Annotated in this window: 15 protein-coding genes and 1 other RNA gene; 2 read left to right on the top strand and 14 right to left on the bottom strand. The window is 60.4% G+C overall.

Features of this window, described 5'->3' with window-relative positions:
- Positions 1 to 728: 728 nt before the first annotated feature.
- The 13 genes from ssrA to LFT43_RS13470 form a co-directional block, all read right to left on the bottom strand.
- Positions 729 to 1,097, bottom strand: a transfer-messenger RNA (tmRNA) gene (ssrA, locus tag LFT43_RS13410).
- 147 nt (positions 1,098 to 1,244) lie between these two features.
- Entirely contained in the window at positions 1,245 to 1,715 is a 471-nt protein-coding gene (gene smpB / locus LFT43_RS13415; RefSeq protein WP_028264808.1) for an SsrA-binding protein SmpB, read from the bottom strand.
- A 64-nt stretch (positions 1,716 to 1,779) separates the two neighbouring features.
- Positions 1,780 to 3,132: a peptidoglycan DD-metalloendopeptidase family protein gene (locus LFT43_RS13420; RefSeq protein ID WP_395803082.1), complete on the bottom strand. Its 1,353-nt coding sequence runs from the start codon at positions 3,130 to 3,132 to the stop codon at positions 1,780 to 1,782.
- 74 nt (positions 3,133 to 3,206) lie between these two features.
- The gene (gene ftsX, locus LFT43_RS13425; protein WP_265977164.1) at positions 3,207 to 4,121 is read right to left on the bottom strand and encodes a permease-like cell division protein FtsX; all 915 of its coding nucleotides are present in this window, start codon (positions 4,119 to 4,121) and stop codon (positions 3,207 to 3,209) included.
- Entirely contained in the window at positions 4,118 to 4,882 is a 765-nt protein-coding gene (gene ftsE / locus LFT43_RS13430; RefSeq protein ID WP_395797506.1) for a cell division ATP-binding protein FtsE, read from the bottom strand. The genes ftsX and ftsE overlap by 4 nt, the downstream gene beginning before the upstream one ends.
- A 163-nt stretch (positions 4,883 to 5,045) precedes the next feature.
- Positions 5,046 to 6,161, bottom strand: a complete 1,116-nt coding sequence (prfB, locus tag LFT43_RS13435; RefSeq protein ID WP_395797508.1) for a peptide chain release factor 2 — start codon at positions 6,159 to 6,161, stop codon at positions 5,046 to 5,048.
- Between the two features lie 67 nt (positions 6,162 to 6,228).
- Complete coding sequence (locus tag LFT43_RS13440) at positions 6,229 to 6,639, bottom strand: pilus assembly protein TadG-related protein (protein WP_395797510.1); 411 nt, start codon at positions 6,637 to 6,639, stop codon at positions 6,229 to 6,231.
- A 62-nt stretch (positions 6,640 to 6,701) separates the two neighbouring features.
- The gene (locus tag LFT43_RS13445) at positions 6,702 to 7,094 is read right to left on the bottom strand and encodes a hypothetical protein (protein ID WP_395797512.1); all 393 of its coding nucleotides are present in this window, start codon (positions 7,092 to 7,094) and stop codon (positions 6,702 to 6,704) included.
- A gap of 151 nt (positions 7,095 to 7,245) precedes the next feature.
- Positions 7,246 to 7,668: a TadE family protein gene (locus LFT43_RS13450; RefSeq protein ID WP_395797514.1), complete on the bottom strand. Its 423-nt coding sequence runs from the start codon at positions 7,666 to 7,668 to the stop codon at positions 7,246 to 7,248.
- Between the two features lie 3 nt (positions 7,669 to 7,671).
- Entirely contained in the window at positions 7,672 to 7,935 is a 264-nt protein-coding gene (locus LFT43_RS13455) for a hypothetical protein (protein ID WP_395797516.1), read from the bottom strand.
- Positions 7,936 to 8,050: 115 nt separating this feature from the next.
- Positions 8,051 to 8,986, bottom strand: coding sequence for a type II secretion system F family protein (locus LFT43_RS13460; RefSeq protein WP_395797518.1), 936 nt, complete (start codon positions 8,984 to 8,986; stop codon positions 8,051 to 8,053).
- Positions 8,983 to 9,834 carry a type II secretion system F family protein gene (locus LFT43_RS13465; protein ID WP_395797520.1) on the bottom strand — a complete coding sequence of 284 codons (852 nt, stop codon included), beginning with the start codon at positions 9,832 to 9,834 and terminating at the stop codon, positions 8,983 to 8,985. Before LFT43_RS13465 ends, LFT43_RS13460 begins: the two co-directional genes overlap by 4 nt.
- Positions 9,834 to 11,057: a CpaF family protein gene (locus LFT43_RS13470; protein WP_395797522.1), complete on the bottom strand. Its 1,224-nt coding sequence runs from the start codon at positions 11,055 to 11,057 to the stop codon at positions 9,834 to 9,836. The genes LFT43_RS13465 and LFT43_RS13470 overlap by 1 nt, the downstream gene beginning before the upstream one ends.
- 291 nt (positions 11,058 to 11,348) lie before the next feature.
- On the opposite strand from LFT43_RS13470, the gene LFT43_RS13475 reads away from it, so the two are divergent.
- Together LFT43_RS13475 and LFT43_RS13480 are read left to right on the top strand one after the other, a co-directional pair.
- A complete protein-coding gene (locus LFT43_RS13475) occupies positions 11,349 to 14,018 on the top strand; it encodes a GH25 family lysozyme (protein WP_395797524.1) in 2,670 nt (889 codons plus the stop codon).
- A gap of 634 nt (positions 14,019 to 14,652) precedes the next feature.
- On the top strand, positions 14,653 to 16,362 hold the full coding sequence (locus LFT43_RS13480; RefSeq protein ID WP_395797526.1) for a hypothetical protein: 1,710 nt from the start codon (positions 14,653 to 14,655) through the stop codon (positions 16,360 to 16,362).
- 444 nt (positions 16,363 to 16,806) lie between these two features.
- Here LFT43_RS13480 and LFT43_RS13485 read toward each other — a convergent pair whose 3' ends face one another.
- Positions 16,807 to 17,316 carry a GtrA family protein gene (locus tag LFT43_RS13485; protein WP_395797528.1) on the bottom strand — a complete coding sequence of 170 codons (510 nt, stop codon included), beginning with the start codon at positions 17,314 to 17,316 and terminating at the stop codon, positions 16,807 to 16,809.
- Positions 17,317 to 17,651: the final 335 nt, after the last annotated feature.

A 17,651-nucleotide genomic window follows, 5' to 3' on the forward strand; every position in this document is an offset into this window, starting at 1 on the left:
CACCACTCGCGACAGGAGCGACCTGTGCTCCTACTCTTGCGGCTAGCGTCCATGCCGAGACAGATGGGCCAGATTTCCGCGACTGAGCCCGGACTGCGGATGGACCCAGAGCGTCACGCGGCATTCCGCAACGGTCAAGAATGGGGCAAATCATGATGACGTTGAGGCTGACTAGGACGGGCTTGCCAGCGCCCACAACCAAAGACAAAGGCAAAGGCAAGGAGGACGGGCTGGATGGACTGATCGCCGTCCCAGAACCAGGGTCGGTGCATCTCCTGCGTGTGGACAAGGACTGACTCCACACTGGGTCCGCCTCCCGGACTGGGCCGCGGGGCATCGGCCTTTCGTAGCAATGCCGGAATCAGCCGATGTGCTGGGATTGGGGGCGAACTTGGACGGGCAACAATGGATCTGGGTCGCGCTGGTGCTTATTGGGGCAGCGGTAGTAGCAGCTGTGATGGTCTTCGGACGCCAGCGGCGGACGCTGCTTGATCGCAAAGGCACTGCCAAACACCGCGAACAGGACACTGGATATCCCCCGGCCAACGACCGCGGCAAAGGCGACGAGCCAGAGCCTCACCATCCGGAATCTTGAGACCGACGGAAACAGGAGGCCACGACCCCGCCCCGCGACTACCAGCCCAGACAAAGAAAAACACCCCGGTCCGAAGACCGGGGCGTAACCGATGACCCGACTCATCCGTGAAGGATGTCTCGACTCATCACAAGGGTGGAGATGGGGGGAATTGAACCCCCGTCCGATGTCGTGTTGTCAGGGCTTCTCCGGGCGCAGTTCGCGTCGGAATTTCTCGGCCCCAGCTATCCTGCGAACAAGTAGCTGATCCGGGCCCAGTCATCTAAGTGTCCCATTTGCCTCGATGACGAAGGCAAACAGCAGTGGCTATCTAAATGACGCCAGGATCCGGGGCAATAGCAACCTCGGGCTGACGGACTGTCTTACTGCTTAGGCAGCAAGAGCGAAGTCAGTGCGCTTAGAATTGGCACTTATTGGTTTGCAGACAGCGTTTACGAGATAATTCTGCATCCTCGGCCCGCTTCACCTGTCGCGACTAACATCGTCGAAACCGATCATCCCCGTATTTTGTTATCAATCCCAGCAGAACCGCGACCGCTCAAGAGCACCCACGAAACAATTCCTGCTCGGTTAATCATCATAACGCACGGAGGCACCGGAACATTCCGGGATACGCCTTAGCCGCCGCCCCGGCCGGATCCTCACCGAACTAGCGGCGGTTCCGCTCGCGGAGTTCGCGCAGTGATTCGCGCTTATCCTGCTGCTCACGCAGCGTCTGCCGCTTGTCATAGTCCTTCTTGCCTCGAGCGAGGGCAATCTCGACTTTGGCGCGTCCGTCCAGGAAGTACAGCTGGAGCGGCACTACCGTCAGACCGGTCTCGCGGATCTTGCCGGAAATTTTGTTGAGTTCCTCGCGGTGAAGGAGTAGCTTACGACGGCGGCGGGCGGCATGGTTGGTCCAGCTCCCTTGGTTGTACTCAGGGATGTGGATGCCCTCCATCCACAACTCGTCGTTGTAGAAGGTGCAGAAGCCGTCAACCATGGAGGCATGACCCTCACGCAGGGACTTCACTTCAGTTCCCATGAGGGCAATTCCGGCCTCATAAGTATCCAATATGTGGTAGTCATGCCGGGCCTTCCGATTGGTGGCCACTACCTTACGGCCACTTTCCTTGGGCACGGTAGAACTCCTTGGTTATCGAAGAATCACACTAGTCTACGCCAGCAGAACCCTGCCGCGTCCGCTACAGAAGGTTCATGGGATCTGTAGCCTGACCATTCACCCAAGTTTCAAAATGCACATGGCATCCAGTGGAGTTACCCGTTGTACCCGAGTATGCGATGAGCTGGCCCTGGCTCACCTGCTGCCCGGAAGAAACCACCACGCTGGTGTTGTGGTAGTAGATAGTTGTCAGGGAGTCGCCGTTGATGACTCCGTGCGAAATCTTGACCCGGTTGCCACCGCCGTCGTTGCCCCAGCCAGCCGAAAAGACCGTGCCAGCCGCGGCCGCGTACACCGGGGTGCCGCAAGGCGCACCGAAGTCGATGCCGGTGTGCATGTAACCGCCCTGGCCGTAGAAATCAATGGTTCCAGGCGGCGTCGCGCGCCATCCGAATCCCGACGTGATGGGGATGTTCCCGGGAACCGGGTGGATCAGGCCAAAGCCGGAGCGAGGATTGCTCACTGGTGGGACGTACGGTTGCGGCGCCTGGCCCTGGGCCTGGGCGGCAGCAGCCGCGGCTGCGGCGAGCCGCTGTTGCTCGGCCAGCCACGCTTCACGCAGCTTGCGGTCCCGCTCGGAGATCTCAGCCGCGACGGCGTCCTGCATCGTCTTGACTTGCTGCAATTGAGTCTGAATCCCGGGCTTGGCCGCTTGAAGTTGACTATTGAGGCGGGTGGTGTCGGAAATGAGCTTGTCCACCTCGGCCTTCTTGGCTGCTGCATCGTCACGAGCTGCCTTTTCGCGCTCCAGTGCGGCATCAGCTTTCGCCTTGAGATCGCGAATTTCCTGTTCGACGGCGGCAAGCCTGGCCTGCGAGTTCACATTGGTGGCACTCTGCTGCGTCAACTTGGTCATCGCCGCGTTTTGGCTGCGCATCGCCTGGTTGGCGAGGTCCATGGTTTCGGTGAGGTTGCCGCCGTCGTTCGATCCGAACAGCAAGGCAACGTTTGTGGGCACACCGCCGGATTTGTACGCCTGGGCCGCGATCTGGCCAATGAGTTTCTTGGTGTCCGTGATCTTTTGCTTGTCGTTTTCCAACTGCTCGGTGATCTTGGCCTTGCTCTGCTGCGCCAAATCAACACGTGCTGCGAGAGCTTCAGCTTCCTTCACCGCAGAAGCGACCCTGCCCTGCGCTTCGAGAAGTGCCTGTTGCGCTCCGGGGAGCCTGCCCTGGTAGATCACGAGGTCGCCAGCCGCCTTGGCGATGTTCGCGTCAACAAACTCCAAGGATTGTTGTACTCGCGCCGATTCCGCGTTGAGGGCGGCCTGCTGGTCATCGAGGTCATCCGCGCGTGCCAAGGGAGCGGTGCCCAAGCTGGCAGCCAGTGCAATGGCCAGCACAGAGCCGGCAACTTTCGCACGGCCACTAACCATGCGTATCTGTAGGGCAGCCTGGTACTTCCGGGTCATCGGCTGTCCTGTTCGCTGGAGGTCACTGCTTTTCATGGCTACACCTTGAGGTATCGGCGAAGGGTCAGGAGGGAAGATATCCCTGCCAGGCCGCCGCCCAACGCTATCAGGACCGGCGCGATCACGAGTACCTGGGCCGAGGAAATAAATGGAGTGTTCAGGAATTGTTTCGACAAGTCTCCGTTGAGCCAGAATTGTGCCACCAGCCACAGGGTGCCGGAGGCCAGCACGGCTCCGACGACGGCTGCAATGACGCCTTCAAGTATGAACGGCAGCTGGATGACGGTTTTCGAGGCTCCAACGAGGCGCATGATGCCTGTCTCCCGTCGCCTGCTGAACGCGGACAATCGGATGGTTGTGGTTATTAGCAGGACAGCGCAGAAGATCATGATTCCTGCGACAACCATTGCCGCCACAGATGCGCCGTTCATCCACTCGAAGATCCGTTCCAGAACCTGACGCTGATCGCTGACGGTCTCGACGCCGGCTTGGGAGGAGAATGTCTCGCTGATGATCTGGTACTTCTCAGGGTTCTTCATGTTGATTCGGAACGATGCTGGAAGCTGATCCTGGGTTACCGAGTCAACAATCGGAGAGTTGGAGAACTGTTCCTTGAAGTGCTTGAACGCCTCAGCCTGGGACTCAAATTGGTAGTCGCTGATGTATTGCTTGACGGCGGGCGAGTCGAGCATCTTGGCCAGGTTGTCCTGCTGCTCCTTGGTCACTGCGCCCGACGCACAGCCAGTCGCCGTCGAAGAGTCATTGCAGAGGAAGATGGCAACCTGGACTTTGTCGTACCAGTAGCCCTTCATCTGATTGATTTGCATCTGCAGCATGCCGGCCGCGCCGACAAACGTCAGGGACACAAAAGTCACCAGGACAACAGAAATCACCATGGACAGGTTGCGACGCAGTCCGCTGCCGATTTCGCCCAGGATAAATGCGAGCCTCACTGCTGAACCCCCTGCGCGCGGTCGATTTCCGCATCGCTGGCGTCCTTCATTCGCCGGGACTCTCCCACCACCGGAATCATCGAGGTGTAGAGGGCCCTTGCCTCGTCACGGACCACAACCCCGTTCCGGAGCTCCACCACGCGCTTGCGCATCTCGTTCACAATGTCGTCGTCGTGCGTCGCCATGACCACAGTGGTGCCGTTCTGGTTGATCTTGTCGAGCACGCCCATAATGCCCATCGAGGTGATGGGGTCCAGGTTTCCGGTGGGCTCGTCCGCCAGCAGGATGCCGGGCCGATTGACGACGGCGCGGGCGATGGCCACGCGCTGCTGCTCGCCACCGGAGAGCTCATGCGGCATGCGGCGTTCCTTGCCTTCAAGCCCAACAGTCTTCAGCACCTCCGGAACTGTCTCCCGGATGATACTTCGGCTCTTGCCAATCACTTGCATGGCGAAGGCCACGTTGGCGAAGACGTTCTTCTGCGGCAACAAACGGAAATCCTGGAAAACGACGCCGATGCCACGGCGAAGCTTAGGGACGCGCCAGCTTGAAATGTTGGCCACGTTCTGGCCGGCGACGTAGACCGCACCGGATGTTGCCCGGTCTTCCTTCAGAATGAGTCGTAGAAACGTCGACTTACCGGAGCCTGAAGCCCCGACGAGGAAGGTGAATTCTCCACGGTCAATCTCAAGGTTGACAGTATCCAGCGCCGGACGGGCATTGGGGTCGTAGACCTTGGTGACATTCTCAAATCGGATCATGACTCTTCAGAACCCCGCCGGACATGCCACGTTCGGCCAGTCCAACCGCCAGCGCACGGGCTTTCGATGGGGGAAGTTGAGCGCCGGCTCTTCGACTATACGCACGCTCCGCTGCGGAATTGCGGGGTTGATGCGGTGTGTCGTCCAATCGAACGATCGGCGGCTACTCTGCGGCGTTGCGGTTGCCCGTGCGCCAGCGGATGCCGGCGTCGATGAAGTCGTCGATGTCGCCGTCGAGCACCGCTGACGTGTTGCCCACTTCGTGTTCAGTGCGCAAGTCCTTGACCATCTGGTATGGATTGAGCACGTAGGAACGCATCTGGTCGCCCCACGACGCCTTCACGTCCCCAGCGAATGCCTTCTTCTCAGCGTCTTCCTGTTCCTTTTTCAGCAGGAGGAGGCGCGATTGGAGCACGCGCATGGCTGCTGCGCGGTTCTGCAGCTGGGACTTCTCGTTTTGCATGGAGACCACGATCCCGCTCGGAATGTGGGTCAAACGCACAGCGGAGTCCGTAGTGTTGACCGACTGTCCACCAGGACCGGAGGAACGGAAGACATCGACGCGGATCTCATTGTCCGGAATGTCAATCGAGTCGGTCTGCTCAATGAGCGGGATAACCTCGACGGCGGCAAAGGATGTTTGTCGGCGGCCTTGGTTGTCGAAGGGGCTGATGCGGACAAGTCGGTGCGTTCCGGCTTCGACACTGAGCGTTCCGAACGCATACGGCGCCTTGACCTCGAAGGTAGCTGACTTGAGGCCCGCTTCTTCGGCGTACGAAGTGTCCATCACGGTGGTCGGGTAGCCATGGCGCTCTGCCCAGCGTAGGTACATGCGCATCAGCATCTCGGCGAAATCTGCAGCGTCAACGCCGCCTGCACCCGCACGGATAGTGACCACGGCCTCGCGTTCGTCGTACTCTCCCGAGAGCAAGGTGACCACTTCAAGTTCCTTGAGGGCCTTGCGGATTGATTCGAGTTCCGTAGCGGCTTCGACCATGGAGGCGTCGTCGTCTTCGTCCTGGCCGAGCTCGACGAGGACTTCGAGATCGTCGATGCGTCCCGCCAGCCTGTTCAACCGCTCAAGTTCTGACTGCCGGTGTGACAACTTGGACGTAATCACCTGCGCGGAGGAAGGATCGTCCCAGAGGTTCGGCTCACCAGCTTGCTCGCTCAGTTCTGCGATCTCTTCCGTGAGCTTCTCGACGTCGGAAACCTGTTCGATGGAGCGATAAGTGGAACGAAGTGCGCGGATTTCTGCGGGAAAGTCAATCTCAGCCATGGTTGTTCCAGAGTACGCCATCCATTGCCCGGCGTGACGCGGGGGAATGGACGTGTGAAGGCTTGCCTTAACGCGTCAGTCGGGAACGCGCGGTGGATCGGGCTTCGATCGGAACGCCTTCGGCCAGCAGGAAACTCACTACAGGCGGGTGGGCAACCGCCCTGAGCACCACTTCGGCCGTGGCGCTGTCCGGACTTCCTGTGCCCAGTCCGACGGCAAGTTGATCGAACCGTGAATAGGCGCTGTTTTGGCTCAGGTATGACTCGGTAACGCTGCGAACCCTCTCGCTGCTGAGGACGGCCGAGGGCTTTTCAGCACCGCCTACTTGGCCGAGCGAATAGCTGTCCGCGGCTGCTACCGACGCTCCGTCGGCCAAGGAGAGAAGCTTCTTGTGTTCTATGTACACTGCGGAAGCCGCGGCAACCACCGTGGCCAGCAACAATGCGACCACCACGTAGCCGATAATCATGACCATCATTTGGCCGCTCTCCCTGCCCTTCGCGCTGGACCTCAGCGCGTCTGCAGTCGAGGCAACGTCGGTCATCTGAACCGTCCGACGATTTGCGTGGCAGACGCATTCAGATGCGCCGCATCCATCCTCAGAGCCTCGCCGAAGGGCACCATCGGCAGCGGTACCGTGAGCTTGACCGTAACCGTGACAGCCGTCCCGGCAGAGAGACAGTCGTCGCGGTCGCACGCGACGTCCACAGTCGCCCGGCGGGCGGAATGCCCAAAGTCGGCAAGAGTCAACGCAGCAGCCTGTTCAGCGGCGACACGGCCTTGGGAGGCCTCGTTCCGCGTCACGTAAACTTTGGCGGCCTGGTCCGCCGCACCGACGACGGCGAAGGAACCACCCTGGATCTGCCCGACGGTGACGATGAAATAGACCACGGGAACCATGAGCAGGAGGGACAAAAGAGTGAACTCCACCACTGCGCTTCCCCGCTCTGAGGCACACCGCCCGGGGGCACATCGCCCAACAGCACGCTGTTCGGGAGCACGCCGCGTGCCGTTGTTGTCTGGCCCCTCCTGGCGTGGCAGGCAGAGCGCCTCGCGGAACCGGGCAAGCCCAGCGCGGACAAGATCAGTCGGAAATCGCGGCATGACCCCGCACCTCCAGTGCAGGGCCAGGTCCGATCAACCCTATGACGGGCAAGGGCGCCCGGACTGTCACCTCCAAGGTGCGGATTCCTTGGACACTGGCTTCAGACGTCGAGATGTCCCGGGCAAACTCTGCATTCAGGGCAGTGCCGATCAGGTCTGCGGTGCGCTCACGCGCATCTGCCGGCGTCCTGTCCGCGAGAGTGCCGTAACGGGCTCCGGACGAGGCTGCATCGATCAGGGTATTTCGCACATGCATCACGAGGGTCAGCTGGATGATGGCGAGGAAGAACACCGTCACGAGCCCACCGACCAAAACAAAGTCCACGACTGCGGATCCCTGCTCGTCCCAGCGGCAGACACCGGCTCGGCTGCCACACTCCGCTCCCCTGCTGCGGAACGGCATGGGCTACTTTCCCACCTTGCTCATGGCTTGGTTGAAGAGCCCTTCAAGAGCCGGACCGGCGAGTGCAAGCAAACCCGCAACGAGTGCCGCAGACATCAAGGTGATCATGACCCAGCCGGGTACATCGCCTCGCTCGGGATGATTGTCTCCGCGGGCCAAATACCTACCCGGGTCCGTCTTGAGTCCTGATCCGGTTAGCAGGAGAGTCCACAGTTGCCAAAGCAAAAGGCCCGATGCGGGAAGGCCGCTGCGTCCGAGTTTCTTCATTATTCCCCATTTCCATGTGCAGGAATCCATTTGCGAATTTCCGTGCAGTTTTTTGTTGTGAACATTCAGCGAAAGTCCATGTGATGGATGCGAAAAGGTCGTTGTGGATCGCGCATTAGAAACCAAGATTCAGCGCGGCTAGGCCCGGATACACGGCGAAGATCACGGTCAGGGGCAGGACGCCGAAAACAAGTGGCACCATCATGGCGATCTCCTTCCGGCCTGCCGCTTCCATCAGCTCGCGTTTGGCTGAATCCCGGACGTCTGCAGCCTGGGCCCGCAATACATCGGCCAAGGGGGTACCGCGCTCGACGGCAACTACAATTCCGTCCACGAACCTGACCAGCGGTCCGAGGTCGGTTCGTCCCGAAAACTCGTGCAGCGCTTCGATCAGAGGCGTACCGGCCCGCGTTGCGGCCAATACCAAGGCAAACTCCTTCGCCAATTCGCCGCGGGCCGTACGACACACCCGGTCAAGGGCACCGCTGGCGCTCTCCCCCGCGCCGACCGCAAGGGCCATCAGTTCGGCAAGGCTGGGGAATTCCGCCAGCATCCGGCTCTCCCTTCGCTTGATCTGCACCCCCAGCAAGTAGTCGCGGAAAAGGAACCCACCAAGCGCACAAACCAGGACCGAGACGACCGCAAGCAGCGGGCTGAACCGGCCCACCGTTACCCCCATGATCACGGCGACAACCGCCATGGCAAAGCCCGCCGCTGCCCACAACAGCTGCTCTGCCCGAAAGTCCAACGCAGATTTTCCCGAGCCGGCCTTCGCCAGCCTCTTGTTGAGTGCGGCGGTACCGAAGTTGAACCGCGTCAGGTGGTGCAATGCGTCCCGGAAAACGGGCCGCAGAATGCGTTCCAAAGGGCCGAACGGCGCAATGTCAGTGGTTGATGCCAGCAATCGGGACTCAAGGTTTTGGGACCTTAGTTGCGGTTCAATGCGTTCCGAGAAGGGAGTGGAGCGCATGAATGGCATGCGAACGAAGATGAGCCACAGCCCGCCCCCCAGGAGAAGACCACAGAACACGGTCATGGCAGTCAGTGTCATCGAAGCACTCTTTCGTCCTCGGGAAGGGCGCCGATGCGAAGCATGCCCCAATAGCAGAGCCCCGAGACCAAGAGTCCGCCTCCCAGCACACTGGCTCCTGCCGCGGAATTGTAGGCATCAACGACTTCCGGCCTGCTAGCCAGCAGCATAAGGACGATCCAGGGAGCGGCAACCGCCAGTCGCGCTCCGTTGATGGTCCATGATTGCCGCGCCTCAAGCTCACTTCTGGTCCGGGCGCTCTCGCGAAGGAATTCGGCGAGAGTTCCCAGGAGTCGGCCGAGATCGGAGCCGCCCACTTCTCGGGTCAGTCTGAGCGCCTCGATGATCCGGTCGGCGACGGGATCGGCCAGGCGCTCTTTCAGCTTGCTCAGCGCTGAATCGAAATGGCCACCGGAACGGTAATCCGCGCCGAATTCCCTGAAGAGCTCCCGCAGTTCCGCGGGACCTTTGTCAGCGAGCTGGACAAGGGCCTCTGGCAGCGAAAGTCCCGCTCGGATTGCCGAGCGCAGGTGGTCAACCACGTCTGGCCAGAGCTCCCGGAGCATCGCTGTCCGTTTGCGCGCCCGCCAGCTGACAATGGCCAAAGGAAGCCAGGCACCGAACAGGCCGAAGCATGCCGCGATCGAAAGGGAGGCTGTCATGATGAAGACCACCAACACCGTGAAAAGACCCAATCCCACACAGGACGCGATGAACCCCCTGACGCTCACTTTTTCGATCCCGGCGGTGAGCAGCAAGGTCTCGAGGCGTCTCGGTTTAGACTCCTTGACGGCAGGCTGTTGCTCCCAGGCGGACCACCAAATGAGAAATACGCCCAGCCCACATAGAACACCCAACAGCGGCGCCATCAGTACTGCTCCAGGAGCGTCGCAACATCAAAGCCTGCCCGGGCGAATTTCTCCGCAGGGGGCATGGAATGCGTTCTCGGTTGAAGCCGGCCATCCTGCATCGCGAATACCGTGGACGACTCAATGATGCCGTTTTCCACCCGTCGGCCCAGCGAAAGGACTTCGGTGACTTGCCGGCGTCCGTCTGCATGGCGGCTGCAATGGACCACGAGGTCGATGCAGGACGCCACTGTTGGAACAACGAACGCACTCGAAATGTTGTCACCGGCCAGCAGCGGCAATGTGCAAATCTTGGTCACGGCGTCGTGGGCAGAGTTGGCGTGGACGGTACACATGCCGGGCAAGCCCGAGTTCAAGGCAATGAGCATGTCCAGGCTTTCGGCTTCGCGGACTTCGCCCACCACAAGACGGTCCGGCCGCATGCGCAGAGCCTCTTTGACGAGTCGGCGCAGGGGAATTTCGCCTTGACCTTCGAGGTTCGGCTGACGGCACTGCAGGCCGACAACGTCACGTACCGGGAGTTGGAGTTCAAAGATCTCTTCGACGGTGATGACCCGCTCCCGGGAGCCGATGTTGGCAGCCAGGCAATTGAGCATGGTCGTCTTTCCAGCTTGTGTGGCTCCGGAAACGAGGATGTTCAGTCCACTGGCCACCGCAGCTCCCAGGAATCGGGCTGATTGTGGCGTCAATGTGCCCAACTCCACCAGATGTTCGAGCCGGCTCGCCTTGACCACGAATTTGCGGATGTTCACAGCCCAATTCCGGCGAGTCACATCGGGAATGACGACGTGGAGCCGCGAACCGTCAGGAAGGGCAGCATCCACAAACGGTGACGAGAGGTCCAGCCGACGCCCCGAACTTTTAAGCATCCGCTCCACGAGGTCGCGGACCTGTTGCGCGCTGAGGCTAACCGACGTGAGTTCGGATTCGCCATTCCGGGCAACGTAGATCTCGTTGGGCGCGTTGAGCCAGATCTCCTCGATGGTTGGGTCGTCCAGAAGTGGCTGGAGCGGGCCGAAGCCGGCAACGGCGTCGAACACGTACTTTCGCGCTGTGTCCAGATGTCCCAGGGGAGGCAAGGGACCAAGAAGGGCCCGCTCGTCGTAGTCACTCACGGCGGCCTCGACGAGCCGGTGTACTTCAACCGCTTGGCTCAGAGGGTCTAGTCCACGCCGTCGAATCAGCTCGCGGACTTCATCCTCGACGATGCGCAAAGCATCCATCTTTCCCCCAATGCAAGATGCGCCTCTGGCGCTGCGGAACCACCAACAGGGTTAAAGCTAGGGGAGGTTACAACATGGGACCAAGTCAAATTGGGGCGGTTGTGGATAACTGTTCACCCACTGGTCACACTGGCAACATCTTGAACTCTGGTCACTCTTGCCACCTAGTGTTATGGTGTCCCGGTTAGGAGCTGGCTTTATGGTGCACCGCAGAGGCGTTCATTGCTGGAACTGTAGTCGCGAGCTATCACCATGTGCCCTCATCAGGGCGGTACTTTGCCGGAATTGAAAATGAAACGAACCACCCCAACAGAGGCACCTCGATTCTCGGTCGGCCGTTCAGGCGTCGCACTAGCCATCGTGCTCGGCCTGATGCTCACCACTACCGAGGCAGCCCACTCGGAGACCTCGGTTGTGCCGCCCGACCCCACAACGGTCTCAACTGCGGCGAACCCAACATCGTCGCCGTCGGCCGAAGGGAAAAGCTCCCCGCTGACGGTTCCCTCATCACCCACCTCGCCGCCAGCGCAGGCCGCGTTGCCGTCATCGCCTGGTGATGGGTCCCATAACGCCGATTCCATGAAACAGGCCATGAGGGCGGCGATTCCGTCCGGAGGCGCGGAAATGGGGCAGCGATCGCCGCGGGTGTTGGCAGCCAAAGGACTCCAGGCGAGCCAGGCCTCAGTCGGTACGCGGGCCTTAGCGGGTGCACTCCCGATGGCCGCCGATACGGGGCATTGGCGGCCGACTTACGGCATCGCAGGCCAGGACGTCAGTGCATATCAAGGCAACGTCGATTGGGCCACGCAATGGAATCTGGGTTCGCGCCTGGCTTACGTGAAGGCTAGCGAGGGCAACTACTACCTCAACTCCAACTTTTCGCAACAATACAACTCGTCCCGTAGCGTCGGAATGACTCGCGGTGCGTATCACTTCGCCATTCCAAACTGGTCTTCAGGTGCAGACCAGGCAAATTACTTTGTCGCGAACGGTGGAGGGTGGAGCCCGGACGGCTACACCCTACCGCCCGTTTTGGATATCGAGTACAACCCCTATGAAGGTCAAACCATCAATGGGTTCTACTTCGGTGATGTCTGCTACGGCATGTCGGGTGCTTCGATGGTCAATTGGATTTCGGATTTCGGGAACACCGTCAAAAACTTGACCGGTCGTTACCCGGTGATTTACACCACGACCGATTGGTGGACGCGATGTACCGGAAATTCGGCAAGTTTTGCCAACTACCCGCTCTGGATTGCTTCCTATCCGTCCGCGCCCGGCAACTCACCTGGCACCCTGCCGGCCAGCTGGACGCAGTTCAGCCTCTGGCAATACAGCAGTACCGGACCATTTGAGGGCGACTCCAATATCTGGAACGGCGACGACGCCGGGCTCAAGGCTTTTGCCTCCCAGAGCCAAGCACCCCAGGCACCCCAGCCACCCCAGCTATCTACATCATTCAAGGTTACTGCTGTCGGGGATTCAGACGGCGACGGGAAACCCGACCTGGTGACTCAACGGTCGGATGGTTCCTTGTGGTTTTACGGGGGCGCAGGGAACGGTGGCTATACGACCGGGCGTATTATCGGCACCGGCTGGAGCATTTACGACAAGATCGTCGGAGTCGGTGATACAAACAGGGACGGCAAGCCGGACCTGATAGCTCGCCGTGCCGACGGCACCTTGTGGTTCTACGCAGGCGACGGCACCGGAAACTACCAGTCGGCCCGACAAGTCGGCAGTGGCTGGCAAATCTTCGACCAGATCGTCAACGCCGGCGACTCCAACGGCGACGGCATCCCCGATTTGGTCGCCCGCACCCCCGACGGCGGACTGTGGTTCTACGCGGGCGACGGCACCGGCGGCTACAAGACCGGCCGCCAAATCGGCACCGGCTGGAACATTTTCGACCAACTGATTGGTACCGGCGACTTCGACTCGGACGGAATCCCGGACTTGTTGGCACGGCACCCCGACGGCAGCCTCTGGTTCTACCCCGGCGACGGGAACGGCGGATACAAGACCGGGCGTATTATCGGCACCGGCTGGACCATCTACGACCAAATCCTCGGCGTCGGCGACAACAATAACGACGGCAAAGCCGACCTGCTGGGTCGCCGAGCAGACGGGACACTCTGGTTCTACGCCGGCGACGGAATGCGCAGCGACGGATACGGGCTTCCGAGTCAGGTCGGTAGCGGATGGAATGTATTCAATAGCATGACCGCCGTCGGGGATTCAGACGGCGACGGAAAACCTGACAATGTCACAAGGGATTTCAATGGTTCCTTGTGGTTTTACGGGGGCGCAGGGAACGGTGGCTATACGACCGGGCGTATTATCGGCACCGGCTGGAGCATTTACGACAAGATCGTCGGAGTCGGTGATACAAACAGGGACGGCAAGCCGGACCTGATAGCTCGCCGTGCCGACGGCACCTTGTGGTTCTACGCAGGCGACGGCACCGGAAACTACCAGTCGGCCCGACAAGTCGGCAGTGGCTGGCAAATCTTCGACCAGATCGTCAACGCCGGCGACTCCAACGGCGACGGCATCCCCGATTTGGTCGCCCGCACCCCCGACGGCGGACTGTGGTTCTACGCGGGCGACGGCACCGGCGGCTACAAGACCGGCCGCCAAATCGGCACCGGCTGGAACATTTTCGACCAACTGATTGGTACCGGCGACTTCGACTCGGACGGAATCCCGGACTTGTTGGCACGGCACCCCGACGGCAGCCTCTGGTTCTACCCCGGCGACGGGAACGGCGGATACAAGACCGGGCGTATTATCGGCACCGGCTGGACCATCTACGACCAAATCCTCGGCGTCGGCGACAACAATAACGACGGCAAAGCCGACCTGCTGGGTCGCCGAGCAGACGGGACACTCTGGTTCTACGCCGGCGACGGAATGCGCACCGCCGGATATTTAGGTGCGAAGCCGGTTGGAAGTCTATAGGCGGATACGGCCTTTGAAGGTGCGCGAGCACGGTAGGGCCAGGCTATGCCGTCGCAAGTTCAGAGTTTTGTGCTACCGAAGCTAACGATGAGGCAAAACAAGCGCACAACTAAGTTCCTAGGGGTGCTAGGAAAGGACGCACTGACGGTTAAAGACCCGCATACGCCGATGGTGCGTGGACAAGCGAGAATGCTATGAAGAGTTGGGCACTTCCGGGGAAGACGTCGGCCGAGCCGCGATGCTGGTCTTTCCGTCTTCGGCCAGCCGGGGCCTTCGGTATAGGCTTACGTACTAGGGTCCAGGCCCAGCGTCTCCTAAGAGCCGCACTGCTAGGGACCACTCTTTGCACCAGCTTCGATTCGATCCCCTGAGGACCATTAGCTTGACATTAATACAATCGCGCTCTTCATCCTTTTTACGGTCAGGAGAACGGTTCAAGGCATGGCTGCTAACGAACGACAACCCGCTAAAACTGGCGGTCGTCGTCGCTTTCGTAGCATTGACTCTGCTTGGAGCGACGACTTCTTCAATTGGAATGCCCACACTGCGGCAAGATCCCGCCAATCCTCTTGGATTTCAAATAGGTGAATCGTCGTCTATCAGAGCTGACGAATATAATGCTTTTTCTCCAATTGTGCTGTCCATCATGGTCACGGGAGCGGCTCCCACGACGAGTTCCCTCGGTGCTGCCGCCGACCTCATACACCGTTATTCCTCTGGCGGTTTCTTCGAGAGCTTCGTTTTCTTCGACTCGACCCTTCTGAAGACTGCGCTGGTCCTTCCGGACAGCATGGTATTCGCGGCCCACTGGTGGCTTCCGGCGTTGCTTCTCTTCCTCTTCATGCCCAAATGGTTCGCCCAGGTCGGAGCTGCACGCCGATGGGGCTGGATGGCTGCCACCTTGATCGCGCTGTCCCCGGCCGCCTCGTGGTGGACAATGATGCCCATCCAGTTGATTGCCTACACGCTCACCGGTTCCAGCCTGTTGCTCTCCGCCTACCGCCGTTTTTCCTTGGGTCAGCGGCTGATTCCCCTCATACAGTGCCTGGCCTCAGGTATTCTCCTCGCTGGTTTGCCCAGTTTCTACATTCCTTGGTCCCTCGTGCTGGGCTTGCCCGTCCTGGCAGCGAGCGTCGCGTGGATAATGGCGGCTGACGGTGCATGGCGGCCGAAGATCCAGGCACTGGGCACCGCAGGCCTTATTGCGATTATTTTCGCGGCAGGAATGCTGTGGGAGAACCGCGCAGGTATCTCGGCGCTCCTGGAAACGGTCTACCCGGGGTCCCGGCGCTCAACCGGTGCCGCGCAGGCGTTCGGTATGTTGTTCGGGGCGCCGGCTCTGGGACCATTACGGGACATGACACCCGTGGGCAGTAATCAGAGTGAGCTCTCCACGGCATTCACCATCACTTTTGTATTGGCTGCTCTCTTGCTGACAGGGATCAAAACGTTTGGCAGGCTCCGGGACAACGCAGTGGTCCTCGTCATGTCGGCCTTCGGGTTCGTATGGCTGGCCTGGTGCACCATTAATTTCGGCGACCGCGGAGCCTCTATTCCACTCCTCAACTACGTTCAACCCGGGCGCGCGGCCCAGGTTTGCGGGATTCTAGGGTCGATTCTCGTATGCCTTCTCCTGTCCCGACTGAGTCCGGGAAAGAACCTGAGGCTCGCTGCCATTTCAGCCAGTGGATGCGGTCTCGTGACGGCGTATGCCGCGTCTTCCCTGCAGCAGAACTACATGCCCAACATCACCCAGCCTCTGATTGCGGTGGCGGCGCTCGCGGTGAGCGCCTGTGTGTTCTGTGTGGTGCGTTTCCGGGACAAGATCTGGCCCCTCGCCCTTACCGCGGTTCTGGCAACGCTGCCGGTCATCGGCGCCAACCCACTTATTTTTGGGCTCGGCGACCTGCGGGCCTCAGAAACGGCCACCTACCTCCGTGGAGAAGGCAGGACGGCAGCCGCCGCGGGGGAAGTATGGGTCACGGACTCTCCCTCCTTGGACACTGTCATGCTCGCCAACGGCGTTCCTTCCCTGAGCGGCGTTCAGCGGTCAGGACCGAATAAGGCGGCCTGGGCACAGCTTGATCCGGCCTCTGCCCACGTTAGGGAATGGAACCGCGGCGGCGGCTTCATCTACTTCGAGTGGACGCCGGGCCAGCCCATGGTATTTGGCAATAACGGTTCTGATTCGGCCATCGTGGTCGCGGACCCTTGTGATCTCAAACAACGGGTGCCGAATTTGGTCGGGATGACGTCCACGCACCCCCTGAGCGGCAAGTGCCTCGTGCCCGGACGCGTCCTGACATGGTCGAACCAGACCATGTTTGTTTATAAGTTCCGGTAATACGGCCGGCGCCGGGCAGCCTGGCCCGGGTCAGGGATAGAAGCGCTTGCTGGGTGAGCCGGCCTCGTGGCTGCTGGGCACGCGGTTTTCTTGTTGCGGCACAGAGTGAAGCTTGACAGATCGTACGTATCCGCAGCCTTTATTCCTCCAGGGTTTCGGGTTTGACCGAGTCTGGCAAGGACCGCGATACCAACCAGGCGGAGATCAGCCCGTCTTCGCGTCTCGTCATCCAAGGGGATGCCGGGTTTGCCGGTTGCGGGTGCAGTTCACCCCTGGTCCCGTGCGCGGCCACCAGATCCTGACGCCGGGGATTGCACGGCCGAAGAGGTCGTACGTAGCCGCAGACGGCCCTGCAAGGCAGACTGTACGTCAGCGCCTCCGCAGTTTCTCGGTCAGAGCGCCCCGCAAAGCGTGCAGCACCAGCCCGATGTCACCCTTCGGCGACTACTCATCAACCTGCTCGTTCGACGACGCAAGCACTCCAGTGGGTGTCAGGCTCGCCCCGTGGTTGCCTTCGGGCACCTCGGCCTTAAAAATCCAATGCTTGTACAGGAGGAAGTTCCAGACCGTCGTGGCCACTGTGGCGGCTGCCTTCCCAATGGCATACGACAAGCCGGCCGCGGCGATGCCGTTGACGATCAGGTCCGTCGCCACGAGATTGAAGACAACCAGGGCACCGTACTTGAGGAAGCTCACGTGTGCCCGGGCGCCAGACTGGAACGTGAATTTCCTTTGAGCAAAGAAATTGAAGACCAAGCTCGCAAGGAACGCCACGGGCGTGGCGACCCATAAGTCCACCCGGCCGACCTCGTGCAGCAGGGTGAGCGTTCCGAGGTCGATCCCGAAGGAGAAGGCACCAACGGCCAGGAATTTGATCAGGTAGCCGTTCCGGGCAAACCCGAAAAGGCGGCGAACCCAACTGGCGACGGCTTCCCCCACGATACGAATTACCACCCTGCAGCTCAATGAACCCCGGCCGTGTTGCTAAGGAACCTTCAAAAGTATAGTCCAATCGCCATCGGGTCCGCTTGCGCGGGCAATTCAGGCTGCTTTACAGGGGCTCCTCAGGGCACGGATGCGAGTGGTGGTACTTGGTTTTTGGGGCCTTAAAACGAGTGTTGACGTCCCTCTTTGTCGCTCGTAGCGTCGATACATCAGCCGCGCGTCGCCGGCAGGAAACTGGGCCGAACGGCTTGGCTTGTCGCCTTTGATGCGCTGTCGGTTCCAAAAACAAGAGGTGCCCGCGATGAGCACTGGCAAAGCCGAATTGTGCAAGCGCAAACACACGG

This window comes from Arthrobacter sp. FW306-04-A (assembly GCF_044358315.1).
GTDB lineage: Bacteria > Actinomycetota > Actinomycetes > Actinomycetales > Micrococcaceae > Arthrobacter.